This is a genomic window from Kitasatospora setae KM-6054, from assembly GCF_000269985.1.
GTDB classification, from domain to species: domain Bacteria; phylum Actinomycetota; class Actinomycetes; order Streptomycetales; family Streptomycetaceae; genus Kitasatospora; species Kitasatospora setae.
Genome location: NC_016109.1, coordinates 6,146,380 through 6,162,293, shown reverse-complemented (window position 1 = coordinate 6,162,293; position 15,914 = coordinate 6,146,380). Strand labels below are relative to the sequence as shown.

The window sequence follows — 15,914 nt, the reverse complement described above, 5'->3', positions numbered from 1 at the left end:
GCGCCCGCATGGGCCCGGAGGGCGTACGCCCCGCTTGAGTCTAATGTCCATTACCGGTCCGTAGTGCGGGGGGCAACCCGTACCCCCCTTCGGGTGGCCGCCGCGGAACGCGCCGAACCGCGCGACCGGCCCCTGGTACGGGAGCGCGGTCGCGCGGTTCGGGGTGCGGCCGGGGGTCAGCCGCGGCCGTGGGACTTCTGGGTGCGGCGGGAGACCGAGTCCAGGACCACCGCGGCGAGCAGCACCGCGCCGGTGATCATGTACTGGATGGCCTGCTGGGCGTGCACCATGTCCAGACCGGTGGTGATGGACTGGATGACCAGCGCGCCGAGCAGCGCCGACCAGGTCTTGCCGCGGCCGCCGAAGAGGCTGGTGCCGCCGATGACGGCGGCGGCGATCGCGCTCATCAGGATGTTGCCGCTGCCCAGCGCCTTGTCCGCGGAGCCCTGCTGGGAGGCGATGAACAGGCCGCCGAAGCCGGCCAGGCCGGCCGAGATCATGTAGACCGAGATCCGCACCCAGGCGACGTTGATGCCCGAGCGGCGGGCCGCCTCGATGCCGCCGCCGACCGCGAAGATCTGCCGGCCGTAGGCGGTGCGGCGCAGCACGAAGTCGCCGAGCGCGACGACGCCGACCAGGATCACCAGCGGCAGCGGCAGGCCGCTGTCCTGGTTGAGCATGTAGGCGGCGACCAGCAGGACGACACCGATCACGCCGGTGCGCAGCGCGATCTCGCTGACCGGGCGGGCGGGCAGGCCGGCCGCGGCGCGGCGGCGGGAGTCGAGCAGCTGGCCGCCGCCGAACAGCACGATGGTGACGATCGCGAACAGCCAGGCCCAGAGGACGTCGCCGTCGCCCAGGAAGTAGGTGTCCAGGTTGGCGACCACGCCGTCCATCGGGTTGTTGACGGTGCCCAGGGTGCCCAGGACGAGCATCTGCAGGCCGTTCCAGGCGAGCATGCCGGCCAGCGTGACGACGAACGCGGGGACGCCGATCTTCGCGAAGAAGTAGCCGTGCAGGGCGCCGATGGCGATCGCGGCGGCGATCGCCAGCACGATCGCGAGCCACTCGTTCAGGCCCTGGCGGACCGAGAGCACCGAGGTGATGGCGGCGGTGGCGCCGGCCACCGAGCCGAGCGAGAGGTCGATCTCGCCGAGCAGCAGCACGAACACCACGCCGACCGCGATCAGGCCGGGGCCCGCGATCCACTTGGTGATGTTGGTGAGGTTGTCGGCGTTGAGGAAGGAGCCGGTCTTGAACTGGAAGATCGCGGCGATCACGATCAGGCCGACGACCACCGGCAGCGAGCCGAGCTCGCCGCTGCGGATCTTGCGGCCGAACTCGTCGAAGTAGCCGGCCAGGCCCTCCTTGCGGACCAGCAGGCGCGGGTCCACCGCGGGGGCGGGGGTGGTGGTGGGGGTCTCGGTGCTCACTTGGCTTCCTCCGCGATTCGGGCCTGACGACGTGTCACCGCGTTGTCGGTGGCGCCGGTGATGGCGGAGATGATCTCCTCGTGCGAGGTGCCGGCCACCTCGAAGCTGCCGTTGTTGCGGCCCAGGCGGAGCACCGCGACGGTGTCCGCGACGGCCTTGACGTCGGCCATGTTGTGGCTGATCAGGATCACGCCGAGGCCGCGCTGGCGGAGCCGCTCGACCAGGTCCAGGACCTGGGCGGTCTGCTCGACGCCGAGGGCGGCGGTGGGCTCGTCCAGGATGACGATCTTCGGGTCGCCGACCAGGGCGCGGGCGATCGCGACCACCTGGCGCTGGCCGCCGGACAGGCCGGCGATCGGGATCCGGACGCTGGGGATGCGGATCGACAGGGTGTCGAGGAGCTCGCGGGCGCGCTTCTCCATCGCGACCTCGTCCAGGGTGCCGAAGCGCTTGAGCTCGCGGCCGAGGAAGAGGTTGCCGACCACGTCGAGGTTGTCGCAGAGCGCGAGGTCCTGGTAGACGGTGGCGACGCCGAGCTGCTGGGCGTCCTGCGGGCGGTTGATGTTGACCGCCCGGCCCTCCCACTCGATGACGCCCTCGTCGATCGGGTGGACGCCCGCGATGGTCTTCACCAGGGTGGACTTGCCGGCACCGTTGTCGCCGACCAGGGCGACGACCTCGCCCGCGTGGACCTCCAAGTGCACGTCGGTGAGCGCCTGAACGGCACCGAAGCGCTTGGAGACCCCGCGCAACGCCAGTACGGGTGCGCCTGTCACGTGAACCAACTCCTTGAGTCCCGTGCCGGACCTGACGTTTCCGGCACGGCCGTCCCGCGCGCCGGGCCGGGCGCGCGGGGTAGTGCTGCTGTGCTGCTTGAAGTGCTGGGGGGTGGGACGCCGGCCGGCGGGGGCTCCCGGGTGGTCGGGGAGCCCCCGCCGGGCGGGTGTTACTTCAGGCCGGCGGTGGCGCAGGCGGCCGCGTAGTCGGCGGTGCAGATGTCCGCGACCGTGTAGAGCTTGTCGGCGACCACGGTGTCCTTGATGTTCGCCTTGGTGACGACCTTCGGCTCCAGCAGCTGGGCCGGGATGCCCTTGTCGGTGTCGCTGTCGATGGTCGAGGTGGCGACGGACTTGATGTCCTTGCCCTGCAGCAGGTTGACCGCGAGCTGGGCGGCCGAGTCGGCCAGCGGCTTGTACGCCTTGTAGATGGTGTACGCCTGGTCGCCGGAGACCAGGCGCTGGATGGCGTCGAGGCCCGCGTCCTGGCCGCCGACCGGGACGTTGATGCCCTGCGACTTCAGCTGGGTGATGATGGCGGCGGCCATGCCGTCGTTGGCCGAGTAGACGGCCTGGAAGCCGTCCTTGCCGAGCTGCGAGATGGCGGCGCCGACCTTCTGGCCCGCGACGGTGGGCTTCCACTCGCCGCTCTGCTCGTAGACGACCTTCTTGACCTTGCCGTCCAGCACCTTGTGGGCGCCCGACTTGAACTTGCCGGCGTTCGGGTCGGCCTCGTCACCGTTGATCATCACGACGTTGGCGTCGGCGGCCTTGGCGCCCAGCGCGTCGACCAGGGCCTGGCCCTGGAGCTCGCCGACCTTCTCGTTGTCGAACGAGACGTAGGCGGAGACCGGGCCGGTGGCCAGCCGGTCGTACGCGATGACCTTGACGTTCTTCTTCGCGGCCTCGGCGACCCACGCCTGGGTGGACTTGGCGTCGAACGCGTCCAGGATGATCACCTTGACGCCCTGCGCGATCAGGGTGTCGAACTGCTGCTTCTGCTTGGCGGCGGAGCCCTCGGCGTTGTTGTACTCGACCTTGCAGTCGGCGCACAGCTCCTTGACCTTGGCCTCGATGAACGGCTTGTCGAAGGACTCGTAGCGGGTCGAGGAGGCGTTCTCCGGCAGCAGGAGGCCGATGGACTTGCTGTCGCCCGAAGCGGCCGCGTCCTTCTTCTTGTCGTCACCGGCCTTGCCGCAGGCGGCCATGGTGAGAGCCATCGAGACGGCGACAGTGCCGACGGCGACGCGACGCATCATTGCGTTCATGGTGGGGGGAGCCTCCCTGACAGAGCCGCGAAATGTCGCGGCGAGGTGGGCAGGAGTCAACCCCGTCACGAAGCTTGTCGTCAATAAGTAAAACCGGGACCCCCGGGATTCAAACCCTTTCGTTATCTTCCTGAAGGCTCACCCGATACCGAGTGAGCCTATGGACCCCCCCGGACGTGACTCAGAGCACGCCCGTCTCCCCCATCTCGCTCATCACCAGGGCCAGCGCGCCGAGCACCTCGGCCCGGCCGCCGAGCGTCCCCGGGACGACCGACAGCTGCCGGGCGGCACTGGGGATCGCGTACCGTGCCACCGAGTCCCGGATCGGGGAAAGCACCAGCTCACCGGCTTCCGCGAGGTCGCCGCCGAGGATCACCCGGCGGGGGTTGAGCAGGTTGCACAGGGTGGCCACGCCCATGCCGATCTGCCGGCCCGCGTCGGCGATCACCCGGCGGCAGCCGAGGTCGCCCTGCTGGGCCAGCTGCACCACCCGGCTCAGGCTCAACTCGCCCGGGTGGTTGGCGTTCAAGAGGTTGAGCAGGTAGCGGGAGCCGACGAAGGTCTCCAGGCAGCCGCGGTTGCCGCAGCGGCAGACCGGCCCGGCCTCGTCCAGCGTGATGTGGCCGATCTCGCCCGCGGTGCCGCCCGGGCCCCGGTAGATCTGGCCGTTGATCACCAGGCCGGAGCCGACGCCGCTGGCCACCTTGATGTACGCCAGGTCGCCCAGGCCCCGCCCGGCGCCCCAGACCAGCTCGCCCAGCGCGCCCAGGTTGGCGTCGTTGTCCACGTGCACCGGCATGCCCAGGCGCCCGGACAGCTCCCGGCCCGGCATCACGCCCGTCCAGCCCGGCAGGATCGCGGTCGAGCCGAGCGCGCCGGTCTCCACGTCGATCGGGCCCGGCACGCCCAGGCCGACCCCGATCACCTTGTCGGCCGGGAAGCCGGCCTGGCCCAGCAGCCGCTCGACCATCCGCTCGGCCCGGTCGAAGCCCTGCTGGGCGGAGACGTCCACGTCCAGCGGCTCGCTCTCCTCGGCCAGCACCCGGTGCGCCAGGTTGCCCACCGCCACCCGCAGGTGGGTGTGGCCGAAGTCCACTCCGACCACGATCCCGGCGTCCCCGCTCAGCGACACGCTGCGCGCCCGCCGGCCGCCCGAGGAGGTGTCCGCCACCACCACGGTGCCGGACTCCTTGAGCTCGCGGACGATGTTGGACACCGTCGCGGCCGACAGCCCCGTGCCCCGGGCGATCTCGGCCTGGGTCAGCGAACCGGCCATCCGCACCGCTCGCAGCACCCGTTCGAGATTGGCCCGGTGCAGTGAGGACTGCGATCCCGGTGTGTCCGTCGACATGTTCCACCCTCCTGGGCGTACGTGCGGTTCGTCTGAAGTTCAGCTTCAACTTCTGAACTCTATGCTCCGGTACTGCTCGGAGGGGGAGTCAAGCACGAACACGGATCGTTACTCGCATGGGAGGATTCCCGGTAACCCGAGCCCTGACGAAGGAGTCCTGCGAGTGCCTGGCACCAACTTGACCCGTGAGGAGGCCCGCACCCGGGCCGCACTCCTGGCCGTGGACGCGTACGAGATCGAGCTCGACCTGAGCTCCGCGCGCGAGGGCGGCACCTTCCGGTCCACCACCGTGGTCCGGTTCACCGCCGCCGAGCCCGGCGCCACCACCTTCATCGACCTGGTCGCCCCCGCCGTGACCGAGATCGTCCTCAACGGCCGCGCCCTCCCCCCGGAGAACTTCGCCGACAGCCGGATCACGCTGCCCGGCCTGGCCGCCGAGAACGAGCTGCGGGTCGTCGCCGACTGCGCCTACACCAACACCGGCGAGGGGCTGCACCGCTTCGTCGACCCGGCCGACGGCGAGACCTACCTCTACACCCAGTTCGAGGTGCCGGACGCCCGCCGCGTCTTCGCCAACTTCGAGCAGCCCGACCTGAAGGCCACCTTCGCCTTCACCGTCACCGCCCCGGCCGGCTGGGTCGTGGTCTCCAACTCCCCCACCCCCGAGCCGGCCGGCGACGGCGACACCCGGGTGTGGACCTTCGAGCCCACCCCCCGGATCTCCACCTACATCACCGCGCTGATCGCCGGCCCGTACGTCGGCGTCTTCGACAGCTACGACAACGGCGCGCAGCACGTGCCGTTCGGCGTCTACTGCCGCCCGTCGCTGCGCGAGTTCCTGGACGCGGACGCGATCTTCGCGGTCACCCGGCAGGGCTTCGACTACTTCCAGGAGAAGTTCGACTTCCCCTTCCCGTTCGCCAAGTACGACCAGCTGTTCGTCCCGGAGTTCAACGCCGGGGCGATGGAGAACGCGGGCGCCGTCACCTTCCGCGACCAGTACGTGTTCCGTTCCAAGGTCACCGACGCCTCCTACGAGGCCCGCGCCGCGACCATCCTGCACGAGCTCGCCCACATGTGGTTCGGCGACCTGGTCACCATGGAGTGGTGGAACGACCTCTGGCTGAACGAGTCCTTCGCCACCTTCGCCGAGGTCGTCTGCCAGGCCGAGGCCCCCGGCTCCAAGTGGCCGCACTCCTGGACCACCTTCGCCAACCAGATGAAGACCTGGGCGTACCGGCAGGACCAACTGCCCTCCACCCACCCGATCATGGCGGAGATCAACGACCTGGAGGACGTCCAGGTCAACTTCGACGGCATCACCTACGCCAAGGGCGCCTCGGTGCTCAAGCAGCTGGTCGCCTACGTCGGCCAGGACGCCTTCTTCCAGGGCGTGCGCGCCTACTTCAAGCGCCACGCCTGGGGCAACACCCGGCTCTCCGACCTGCTCGGCGCCCTGGAGGAGGCCAGCGGCCGCGACCTGAGGACCTGGTCGAAGGCGTGGCTGGAGACCGCCGGCATCAACGTGCTGCGCCCCGAGCTGACCCTGGCCGCCGACGGCACCATCGAGTCCTTCGCCGTCCGCCAGGAGGCCCCCGCGCTGCCGGCCGGCGCCCGCGGCGAGGCCGTGCTGCGCCCGCACCGGATCGCCGTCGGCCTGTACGAGCTCACCGACGGCAAGCTGGTCCGCACCGAGCGGATCGAGCTGGACGTCGACGGCGAGCGCACCGCCGTCCCGCAGCTGGCCGGCCGGGCCCGCCCCGCCGTGCTGCTGCTCAACGACGACGACCTCTCCTACGCGAAGGTCCGGCTCGACGCCGACTCGCTCGCCGTCGTCACCGCGCACCTCGGCGACTTCGCCGACTCGCTGCCGCGCGCCCTGTGCTGGGCCTCCGCCTGGGACATGACCCGCGACGGCGAACTCGCCACCCGCGACTACCTCGCGCTCGCCCTCTCCGGCCTCCAGCGCGAGAGCGACATCGGCGTCGTCCAGTCCGTCCAGCGCCAGGTCAAGCTCGCCCTGGAGCTGTACGCCGACCCGGCCTGGCGCGAGAGCGGCCTGCGGCAGTGGGCCGCCGCCGCGGAGGACGCCCTGCGCACCGCCCCCGCCGGCAGCGACCACCAGCTCGCCTGGGCCCGCGCGCTGGCCGGGGCCGCCCGCACCGACGGCCAGCTCGCGCTGCTCGCCGGGCTGCTGGACGGCACCGCCGAGGTCGAGGGCCTGGCCGTCGACACCGAGCTGCGCTGGACGCTGCTCACCCGCCTGGTCGCCACCGGCCGCGCCGACGAGGCGGCGATCGACGCCGAACTCGCCCGCGACAACACCTCCTCCGGGCAGGAGCACGCCGCGACCTGCCGGGCCGCCCGGCCCACCGCGGCGGCCAAGGCCGAGGCGTGGGCGTCGGTGGTCGACTCCGACACCCTCACCAACTACGTCCAGGAGGCCGTCATCGCCGGCTTCCAGCAGGCCGACCAGCGCGAGCTGCTGGCCCCGTACGCGGAGAAGTACTTCGCCGCGATCAAGCAGGTGTGGGAGACCCGCAGCCACGAGATCTCCCAGCAGATCATCGTCGGGCTCTACCCCGCGTACGCGGTCTCCCAGGCCACCCTCGACGCGACCGACGCCTGGCTCGCCGCCGCCGGGCCGGCGCCGGCGCTGCGGCGGCAGGTCGTGGAGGCCCGGGCCGGTGTGGAGCGGGCGCTGAAGGCGCAGGCCGCGGACCGCTGACCCGGCGCCGCGGGGACGACGGCGGGGTGCGCGCCTGCGGGCGGGCACCCCGCCGTCGCGCGTCCGCCCGCGTCCGCTAGCCGGAGGGGACGCCGAGGGTGACCGTGAAGGTGGTGCGGCCCGGGGCGCTGTCGAGGGTGACGGTGCCGTGGTGGGCGTGGACGACGGCCCGGACGATGGCGAGGCCGAGGCCGGTGGAGCCGGTGCGGCGGGAGCGGGCCCGGTCGCCGCGGGTGAAGCGGTCGAAGACGTGCGGGGCCAGGCCGGCCGGGATGCCGGGGCCGTCGTCGGTGACGGTGAGCCGGCCGGCCGGGGCGAGGCGCAGGGTGACGGTGGTGCCGTCGGGGGTGTGGGTGCGGGCGTTGGCCAGCAGGTTGGTGACGACCTGGGCGAGCCGGTGCGGGTCGCCGGGGACGGTGACCGGCTCGGCGGGGAGGTCGAGCAGCCAGCGGTGGCCGGGGGCGGCGGCCCTGGCGTCGGTGGTGCAGTCGAGGACGATCCGGGTGAGGTCGGTGTCCTGGAGGGCGAGCGGGCGGCCGGCGTCGAGGCGGGCCAGCAGCAGCAGGTCCTCGACGGTGGCGCCCATCCGGCGGGACTCGGCGCTGATCCGCTCCAGCGAGTGCCGGACCTGGTCGGGCACCGGCCCGGGGTGCCGGAGGGCCAGTTCGGCGTGGCCGCGGACGGTGGCGACCGGGTTGCGCAGTTCGTGGCTGGCGTCGGCGGCGAACGCGCGCAGCCGCTCCTCGACGTCCTGGCGGCGGGTCAGGGCGTCCGCGACGTGGCCGAGCAGGCGGTTGAGCGCGGTGCCGACCCGGCCGACCTCGGTGCGCGGGTCGTCGTCGGGGACGCGTTCGGCGAGGTCGACGGCGCCGCTGGCGAGCGGGCGGGCGGAGACCCGTTCGGCGGTGGCGACGACCCGGTCCAGCGGGCGCAGGGCGAACCGGACGGCGAGGGCGCCGGCGGCCGCGGCGGTGGCGAGCGCGGCGGTGAAGACCACGAGTTCGATCAGCAGCAGGTGGCGCATGGTCTCGTCGACGGGACGCAGCGGCAGGCCGGTGACCAGGCTGTCGTGGTCGTCGCAGGTGACGGCGGCGACCCGGTAGGGGCCGAGGGCCGAGAGGTCGAGGTCGTGCGGGCGGCCGTCGGTGGCCAGGGCGCGCAGCGCGGCCAGGTCGGCGGCGTCGAGCGGGACGGCGGTGTCGGCGCTGTCGCCGCGCCGGCCCGGCGGGAGGGGGCCGACCACGGCGGCGTGGGTCAGGCCGCCGTCGACCAGCCGGGCGCCGAAGGTGCCGGGGGCCTGGGCGCGGGTGTCGTGGTCGCTCTGGCCGGGGTGTTCGAGGCTGGCGGCGTAGTGGCCGCCGGCGGCGGCGAGCTGCTGGTCGAGCCGGTCGACCAGGAAGTGCCGCAGCGCCTCGCAGGTGGCCGTGCCGATGCCGGCGCAGATCAGCACGAACAGGGTGAGCAGGCCGGCCAGCAGCCGGGTCCGCAGGGTGCGGGGCCCGCGCGGGCGGAGTCGTCTCATCCGGCGGCCGCCCGCAGGACGTAGCCGGCGCCCCGGACGGTGTGGATCATCGGGGCCCGGCCGGCGTCGATCTTGCGGCGCAGGTAGCTGATGTACAGCTCGACCACGTGGGCCTGGCCGCCGAAGTCGTAGGACCAGACGGCGTCCAGCAGTTGGGCCTTGCTGAGCACCTGCCGGGGGTGCTCCATCAGGTGCCGCAGCAGGGCGAACTCGGTGGGGCTGAGGTCGACGGGCTCACCGCCGCGCCGGGCCTCCCGGGTGGCCGGGTCGAGCCGGAGGTCGCCGACGGCGAGGGTGCCGGGGGCGGCGGGGCCGGGCGGCGCGGTGCGGCGGAGCAGGCCGCGCAGCCGGGCCACCACCTCCTCCAGGCTGAACGGCTTGGTGACGTAGTCGTCGCCGCCGGCGGTGATCCCGGCGATCCGGTCCTCGACGGCGTCCCGGGCGGTGAGGAGGAGGACCCGCACCTCGGGGTCGGTGCCGTGGACCCGGCGCAGCACTTCGAGCCCGTCGAAGTCGGGGAGCATCACGTCGAGCACCATGGCGTGCGGCCGCCAGTCGGCGGCGGCCGCGACGGCGGCCAGGCCGCCGGTGACGCCGCGGGTCTGCCAGCCCTCGTAGCGCAGCGCGCCGCACAGGACGTCGACCAGGTCGGGTTCGTCGTCGACGACCAGGACCCGCCAGGGGGTGTCCGCGTACCGCATGGGCGCCATTGTGCCGTTCCGGGATGAGAAAGCGGTGAGATCGCCGGATCCCGTCCGGCCTTGTCCCGCCTGCTCCGACCCGCGCGGGTACCCTGCCCGGGCGGCCGGTCGGCGGACCGGTTCACAGGGAACTGAGAACTTGCGGTGCCACGGTGTCCGGGTACCACCGAAGGAGGTCCCGTTGACCGCACCGTCCGCTCCCGCCCGGGCCGCCCGGCGCGCCGCCCCGCGCCGGGCGCTGCCCCCGGACGCCGTCCGGCGCGGGGCGCTCGCCCTGGTCGCGCTCGGCGCGCTCGGCGTGCTCGCGCTGTGGTGGGCCGACACCCCGCGGGTGGCCGGCGCCGCCGACTGGCTGACCGGCGCGGGCCGGATCACCGGCCTGCTGGCCGGCTACGCCGCGCCCGTCCTGCTGCTGCTGATGGCCCGGATCCCGCTGCTGGAGCGCGAGGTCGGCGCGGACCGGCTGGCCCGCTGGCACGCGTACGGCGGCCGCTACCTGGTCGCGCTGGTCACCGTCCACGTGCTGACCGTGATCTGGGGCTACGCGCTGACCGACGGGCAGGGCCTGTGGGGCCAGACCGTCGAGATGGTGTTCCACTTCCCCGACATGCTGAAGGCCACCGCCGCGACCCTGCTGCTGCTCGGCACCGGCGCGGTCTCCGCCCGGGCCGCCCGCCGCCGCCTCGGCTACGAGACCTGGTACTACCTGCACCTGGCCACCTACCTGGCGGTCGCGCTCGGCTTCGCCCACCAGCTCAGCACCGGCGCCGAACTGGCCGGCGGCCCGGCGCGGGCCGCCTGGTACCCGCTGTACTTCGGCACCGCCGCCGTGCTGGCCTGGTACCGGCTGCTCCGGCCGTACCTGCGCGACCGGCGGCACCGGCTGGAGGTCGCCGAGGTGCGCGCCGAGGGCCCGGGCGTCGTCTCGGTCTTCCTGACCGGCCGGCACCTGGACGAACTGCGCGCCGAACCCGGGCAGTTCTTCCGGCTCCAGTTCGTCACCCCGCAGCTGCGCTGGGCCGCCAACCCGTACTCGCTCTCCGCTCCCCCGCACCCGCGCTTCCTCCGCTTCACCGTCAAGGACCTGGGCAGCCACAGCGCGGCCCTGGCCCGGCTCGCCCCCGGCACGAAGGTCCGCGCCGAGGGCCCGTACGGGGCGTTCACCGCGCGCCGGCTGCACGGCGGCGGCGCCCCGGTGCTGCTGCTCGGCGCGGGCGTCGGCGTCACCCCGCTGCGGGCGCTGGCCGAGACGCTGCCGGGCCGGGTCACCCTGGTGCAGCGCGCCCGCCGCGCCGAGGACGTGCTGTTCCGCCGCGAGCTGGCCGCCGTCGCCGAGCGGCGCGGCGTCCGGGTGCACGAGCTGCTCGGCGGCCGGGCCGAGGTCGGCGAGCTGGGCGCGGCGCTCGGCCGGCTCGTCCCCGGCCTGGCCCGGCACGAGGTCTACCTGTGCGGGCCGGAGGAGTTCGCCGCCGACGCGGTGCGCGCCCTGCGCGCCGCCGGGGTCCGGGCCTCCCGCATCCACCACGAGTCCTTCGCCCTCTAGGAGCACCCGCCGCCATGCGACGCGCCGTCATCACCGCCTCCGCGACCGCCGCCGGAGTCGTCCTGCTGCTCGCCCTGAAGCCGCACGACCCGGCCGCCAGCCGCACCATCTCCGCCACCGGCTCGACCGGCGCCACCGGCTCGACCGGCTCGACCGGCTCAACCGACAACGGCACCGCGCAGGACACCGGCGCGGACTCCCGGACCCTGACCGGCAGCGCGGTCAACACCCGGTACGGGCCGGTGCAGGTCAAGGTCACCATGGCCGGGACGCGGATCAGCCGGATCGACGTGCTCCAGTACCCCACCCGCGACCGCCGCGACCGGGAGACCAACGAGTACGCCGTCCCGGTCCTCAACCAGGAGGCGATAGCCGCCCAGAGCGCGGACATCGACGTGGTCTCCGGCGCGACGTACACCAGCGAGGGCTACGTCCGCTCGCTGCAGAGCGCCCTCGACCAGGCGAAGAAGTGACCGCCCGCCACGTCGAGCACGTGATGGGGACGGTCTTCTCGTTCGCCGTCCGCGACCCCGGGCCGGGGACCGGCCCGGCGATCCGGCGGATCGTGGAGCGGCTGCACCGGATCGACGCGCTGTTCTCGACGTACCGGCCGGAGAGCGAGATCAGCCGGCTCGGGCGCGGGGAACTCGCCCCGGCGGACGCCGACCCCGAGGTCCGGTGGGTGCTGGAGCGGTGCGCGGAGCTCGGCGCGGAGACCGGCGGCTACTTCACCGCGACGCCCGGCGGCCGGCTCGACCCCAGCGGCTACGTCAAGGGCTGGGCCGTCGAGGAGGCCTCCCGGGCGCTGCGCGCGGCCGGCTCCCGGCAGCACTGCGTCAGCGGCGGCGGCGACGTCCAGAGCGCGGGCGGGCCGTGGCGGGTCGGCATCGCCGACCCGCACCGCGCGGGCTCCGTCGCCCGCGTCGTCACCGGCCACGACCTGGCCGTCGCCACCTCCGGCACCGCGGAGCGCGGCCCGCACGTCATCGACCCGCACACCGGCCTGCCCGCCGCCGCCCTCGCCTCGCTCACCCTGGTCGGCCCCGGCCTCGCCCGGGTGGACGCCCTGGCCACCGCCGCGTTCGCGATGGGCGCGCGGGCGCTGCGCTGGCTCGACGCGAAGGGCGTCCGGGCGCTGGCGATCCACCCGGACGGGCGGCAGGAGACGACCGGGGGCTGGGGCTGACCCGGGCTCAGCGGCCCTTCACCAGGTCGTAGGTGGTGGCGATCACCGGGCTGGTGAAGGTGTTGACGGCGTCGGCCGGGGAGGGGTGGTAGGAGCCCCACTTGAGGTAGTTCCGGGTGCCGTCCCAGGTGGTGCCGGTGTAGGTGCCGGAACCGGTGGTGAAGGTCTGCTTGACGCCGTCGTACCAGAAGTCGATGGTGCCGTCGGTCCGGCCGAGCCGGAGCTTGAGGACGTAGCGGTGCCACTGGTCGTTGCCGACGGGGGCGCTCCAGATCGGGTGGGCGACGTGGTCGGTGTCCCACTCCTGGAGGCGGACGCGGCCGTCGGCGATGTCGATCTCGACGGGGTGGTTGGCGGTGCCCTCGCTGGGCGAGCACTTGAGCTGGAAGACGTAGCGGCTCTGGTCGTCGTCGATCCGCACCCGGGAGGACCAGCCGACGTAGATCGTGCTGCCGTTCGTCAGGTCGGGGCTCAGCGTCTCGCAGCGCTCCTCCCCGGCGACCTGCTTCGCGCGCCAGACCTTGCCCTTGGCGGCGTCCTGGACGGTGCCGAAGTTGCCGGCCTTGCACTGGACGGCGGCGAAGGAGGAGGGCCCCCGGGCGGTGTCGGCGGCCCAGAGGACCTTGTCCGCGCTGTTGGGGAGCGCGGGACCGGCAGCGGCCGGTACGGCGAGGGCGACCGGCGCGGCGAGCACGAGGGCCGCGGCGAGGGCGGGACGAAACATCGGGGCTCCGAGCGGGTGAGGAGACGGATGGGGAGGGGCTTCGTCCCGCCTGATGATCCATCACCTCCGGCCCCGCCGCCACCCTGGCCGCCCGCGCACGGCGGGAACGCGGCGGCGACCGCCGGATCACCGACGGGTGTCGGGATCCGGCGGTCGCCGCCGCGGGTCCGGGCCGGGCCGGCCCGGGTTACTTCTTCTTGCCGCCCGGGATCATGCAGAGGCCCGCGATCACCGCGAAGGCGAGGATCGGGAGGCCGATGAACAGGCCCAGGGTTGCGCCGACGCCCAGGCCGGAGCCGGGGTCGTCGCCGTCGTCGCGCGTGAGCGCCATCGCGGGCGACGACATGATCATCATCAGCGTGGCCGCCGCGGTGACCGCACCGGCGCGCATTGCGTTCCTCTTGTCCACGTTTCCCAAGGTACCGGCCCCCTACAGTGCCGCGCCCGGCGGGGTGCGCCTGTCGGCGTGTCCCGCCGGCCGGACCGCAGCCGGCGGCGCGGACGGGACGGCGGCCGGCGGCGCGGGCGGGGCGTCGAGCGGGGCGAGGGTGGCGGCGATGCCCGCGGTGCCGGCGGCGGCGGCGAGGGCGTCGAGGGTGCGGGGGGTGCCGTCGGCGTCGGCGACCGGGAGGCGCCAGTTGGGGTACTGGTCCCAGGTGCCGGGGAGGTTCTGCGGGCGGGGGTCGCCGACGGTGTCGGGGAGCCAGACGCCGACCAGCGCGGCGGGGGTGGCCAGCAGGTAGGCGTACAGCGCCTCGGGGGTGGCGGGCTCGTTCTCGGCGAGCACGCCGATCCGGACGAGTTCGCGCTGCCAGTCGGCGAGTTCGCGGGCGGCGGCGTCCTGCTCCTCGGCCAGCGGGCGGGCCAGCAGGCCGAGGTGGTGGCGGAGCTCGACGTGTTCGCCGGTCAGCCGGGCGGCGGTGGAGGGCAGGTCGTGGGTGGTGAGGGTGGCCAGGCAGCCGGGGCGCCAGCGCTCGGGGGGCAGCACGGCGCCGCCGGCCTGCCAGTCCCGTTCGAACCAGAGCACCGAGGTGCCGAGCACGCCGTGGTCGGCGAGCCGCTCGCGGACGCCGGGCTCGACGGTGCCGAGGTCCTCGCCGATGACGGCGGCGCCGGCCCGGTGGGCCTCCAGGGCGAGGACGGCGAGCATCGCCTCGGCGTCGTAGCGGACGTAGGTGCCCTCGGTGGGGCGGGCCCCGGCCGGGACCCACCAGAGCCGGAACAGGCCCATCACGTGGTCGATCCGGATCGCGCCGGCGTGCCGGGCGGAGGCCCGGATCAGCTCGGCGAACGGGGCGTAGCCGGCCTCGGCGAGGGCGTCGGGGCGCCAGGGCGGCAGGCCCCAGTCCTGGCCGTGGGCGTTGAACGCGTCCGGCGGGGCGCCGGTGGAGATGCCGGCGGCCAGCACGTCCTGGAGGGCCCAGGCGTCGGCGCCGTCGGGGTGGACGCCGACCGCGAGGTCGTGGATCAGGCCGATCGGCATGCCGGCGTCGACGGCGGCCCGCTGGGCGGCGTGCAGCTGCTCGTCGACCAGCCAGGCCAGCCAGCGGTGGAACTCGATCCGGTCCTTCAACTCGGCCTTGGCGGCGGCCACCTGCGGGTTGGCGGGGTGGCGCAGGCCCTTCGGCCAGGCGTGCCAGCCGCCGCCGTGCGCCTCGGCCAGCGCGTTCCACACCGCGTACCGCTCCAGCCACTCGCCCTCGCGCCGGACGAACGCCCGGTACGCGGCCTCCCGGCCGACCCCGCGCTCCACGGTGTGCAGCAGCTCCAGGGCCTGGCGCTTGAGCGACCAGACCGCGTCGCGGTCGATCAGCGCGTCGTGCTCCAGCACCTCCTCGCGCAGCAGCCGGGCCCGCCGGGCCAGGTCGCGGACCCCGTCGTGCCGGGCGTACTCGGGGACGGCCTCGATCCGCAGGTGCACCGGGTCGGCGAAGCGGCGCGAGGACGGGCGGTACGGGGACGGGTCGGAGGGGGCGCCGGGCATGCCCGCGTGCAGCGGGTTGATCTGCAGGAAGCCCGCGCCGAGTTCGGCGCCGGCCCACTGGGCGAGCTCGGCGAGGTCGGCCAGGTCGCCCATGCCCCAGGAGCGTTCGCTCAGCACCGAGTACAGCTGGGCGAGGAAGCCCCAGGAGCGGCCGCGCGGTTCGGGGATCCGCGCCGGGGCGACCACCAGGACGGCCCGGGCGGCCCGTTCGCCGGCCCGGACGTCCAGCGCGTGCCGGCCGAGCGGCAGGTCCTCGGGCAGCCAGTGCGCGTGCTCGGCCGTCAACTCCCAGGCTTCGCCGCCCTGTTCCAGCTCGATCCGGACCTCGGCCCCGGCCGGCAGGTCCAGCGCGGTGCGCCGCCCCCGCCAGGCCACCACGGTGGGCGGCAGCAGCCGGGCCGCGGCGTCCTCGCGGTGCCGCTCCAGCGCCTGCGCGGTCGACTCCGGCGTCCCGGCGTCGACCCCGAGCGCGGCCAGCACGGCGGTCAGCGTCCGCGCGCCGACCTCCACCGGACCGGCCCCGGCGTCGTAGCGGGTGTCCACCCCGTACGCGTGCGCCAGCGCCGTCAACTCCGGTGGGGCGGGCGGGTTGTCCTCCGCCGGGACCTGCTCGGACCCCGCGTGCTCGCGGTCAAGGTATGCGGCCACCCGGCGCGCTCCGTCCTCGGGTGCTCCCCGACGCCGACGATGTAGACAGC

General features: G+C 74.1%; 13 protein-coding genes. 4 read left to right on the top strand and 9 right to left on the bottom strand.

Annotated elements, in window-relative coordinates:
- Positions 1–176 precede the first annotated feature (176 nt).
- The 4 genes from KSE_RS27225 to KSE_RS27210 form a co-directional block, all read right to left on the bottom strand.
- Positions 177–1,433, bottom strand: a complete 1,257-nt coding sequence (locus KSE_RS27225) for a sugar ABC transporter permease (RefSeq protein WP_014138574.1) — start codon at positions 1,431–1,433, stop codon at positions 177–179.
- On the bottom strand, positions 1,430–2,218 hold the full coding sequence (locus tag KSE_RS27220) for an ATP-binding cassette domain-containing protein (protein WP_081539663.1): 789 nt from the start codon (positions 2,216–2,218) through the stop codon (positions 1,430–1,432). Before KSE_RS27220 ends, KSE_RS27225 begins: the two co-directional genes overlap by 4 nt.
- 161 nt (positions 2,219–2,379) lie before the next feature.
- The gene (locus tag KSE_RS27215) at positions 2,380–3,477 is read right to left on the bottom strand and encodes a substrate-binding domain-containing protein (RefSeq protein WP_033258892.1); all 1,098 of its coding nucleotides are present in this window, start codon (positions 3,475–3,477) and stop codon (positions 2,380–2,382) included.
- A gap of 181 nt (positions 3,478–3,658) precedes the next feature.
- Positions 3,659–4,828: an ROK family transcriptional regulator gene (locus KSE_RS27210; protein WP_014138571.1), complete on the bottom strand. Its 1,170-nt coding sequence runs from the start codon at positions 4,826–4,828 to the stop codon at positions 3,659–3,661.
- Between the two features lie 163 nt (positions 4,829–4,991).
- Here KSE_RS27210 and pepN point away from each other — a divergent pair, with 163 nt between their 5' ends.
- A complete protein-coding gene (gene pepN, locus KSE_RS27205; protein ID WP_014138570.1) occupies positions 4,992–7,556 on the top strand; it encodes an aminopeptidase N in 2,565 nt (854 codons plus the stop codon).
- Positions 7,557–7,632: 76 nt separating this feature from the next.
- On the opposite strand, the gene KSE_RS27200 is transcribed toward pepN, so the two are convergent.
- Positions 7,633–9,078 (bottom strand): sensor histidine kinase, encoded by a 1,446-nt coding sequence (locus KSE_RS27200; RefSeq protein WP_014138569.1) that lies wholly within the window; start codon positions 9,076–9,078, stop codon positions 7,633–7,635.
- Positions 9,075–9,788, bottom strand: a complete 714-nt coding sequence (locus KSE_RS27195; RefSeq protein ID WP_014138568.1) for a response regulator transcription factor — start codon at positions 9,786–9,788, stop codon at positions 9,075–9,077. The genes KSE_RS27200 and KSE_RS27195 overlap by 4 nt, the downstream gene beginning before the upstream one ends.
- Positions 9,789–9,960: 172 nt before the next feature.
- Here KSE_RS27195 and KSE_RS27190 point away from each other — a divergent pair, with 172 nt between their 5' ends.
- From KSE_RS27190 to KSE_RS27180, 3 genes are read left to right on the top strand one after another with little or no spacing between them, the layout of a single operon-like run.
- Entirely contained in the window at positions 9,961–11,322 is a 1,362-nt protein-coding gene (locus KSE_RS27190) for a ferredoxin reductase family protein (RefSeq protein WP_014138567.1), read from the top strand.
- A 14-nt stretch (positions 11,323–11,336) separates the two neighbouring features.
- A complete protein-coding gene (locus KSE_RS27185) occupies positions 11,337–11,795 on the top strand; it encodes an FMN-binding protein (RefSeq protein WP_014138566.1) in 459 nt (152 codons plus the stop codon).
- Between the two features lie 23 nt (positions 11,796–11,818).
- Positions 11,819–12,508 (top strand): FAD:protein FMN transferase, encoded by a 690-nt coding sequence (locus KSE_RS27180; protein ID WP_014138565.1) that lies wholly within the window; start codon positions 11,819–11,821, stop codon positions 12,506–12,508.
- A 7-nt stretch (positions 12,509–12,515) separates the two neighbouring features.
- Here the strand turns inward: KSE_RS27180 and KSE_RS27175 are convergent, their stop codons facing one another.
- The 3 genes from KSE_RS27175 to malQ all read right to left on the bottom strand — a co-directional run bounded on the left by KSE_RS27175 (position 12,516) and on the right by malQ (position 15,864).
- Positions 12,516–13,232 carry a heparin lyase I family protein gene (locus KSE_RS27175; RefSeq protein WP_014138564.1) on the bottom strand — a complete coding sequence of 239 codons (717 nt, stop codon included), beginning with the start codon at positions 13,230–13,232 and terminating at the stop codon, positions 12,516–12,518.
- 187 nt (positions 13,233–13,419) lie between these two features.
- Positions 13,420–13,641, bottom strand: coding sequence for a hypothetical protein (locus KSE_RS27170; protein ID WP_014138563.1), 222 nt, complete (start codon positions 13,639–13,641; stop codon positions 13,420–13,422).
- Between the two features lie 21 nt (positions 13,642–13,662).
- The gene (malQ, locus tag KSE_RS27165) at positions 13,663–15,864 is read right to left on the bottom strand and encodes a 4-alpha-glucanotransferase (RefSeq protein WP_014138562.1); all 2,202 of its coding nucleotides are present in this window, start codon (positions 15,862–15,864) and stop codon (positions 13,663–13,665) included.
- Positions 15,865–15,914 lie beyond the last annotated feature (50 nt).

Coding starts and splice junctions, on each gene's coding strand:
- KSE_RS27215 (WP_033258892.1), bottom strand. CDS start 3,477: ATGAACGCAATGATGCGTCGCGTCGCCGTCGGCACTGTCGCCGTCTCG.
- KSE_RS27210 (WP_014138571.1), bottom strand. CDS start 4,828: ATGTCGACGGACACACCGGGATCGCAGTCCTCACTGCACCGGGCCAAT.
- KSE_RS27200 (WP_014138569.1), bottom strand. CDS start 9,078: ATGAGACGACTCCGCCCGCGCGGGCCCCGCACCCTGCGGACCCGGCTG.
- KSE_RS27195 (WP_014138568.1), bottom strand. CDS start 9,788: ATGGCGCCCATGCGGTACGCGGACACCCCCTGGCGGGTCCTGGTCGTC.
- KSE_RS27185 (WP_014138566.1), top strand. CDS start 11,337: ATGCGACGCGCCGTCATCACCGCCTCCGCGACCGCCGCCGGAGTCGTC.
- KSE_RS27180 (WP_014138565.1), top strand. CDS start 11,819: ATGGGGACGGTCTTCTCGTTCGCCGTCCGCGACCCCGGGCCGGGGACC.
- KSE_RS27175 (WP_014138564.1), bottom strand. CDS start 13,232: ATGTTTCGTCCCGCCCTCGCCGCGGCCCTCGTGCTCGCCGCGCCGGTC.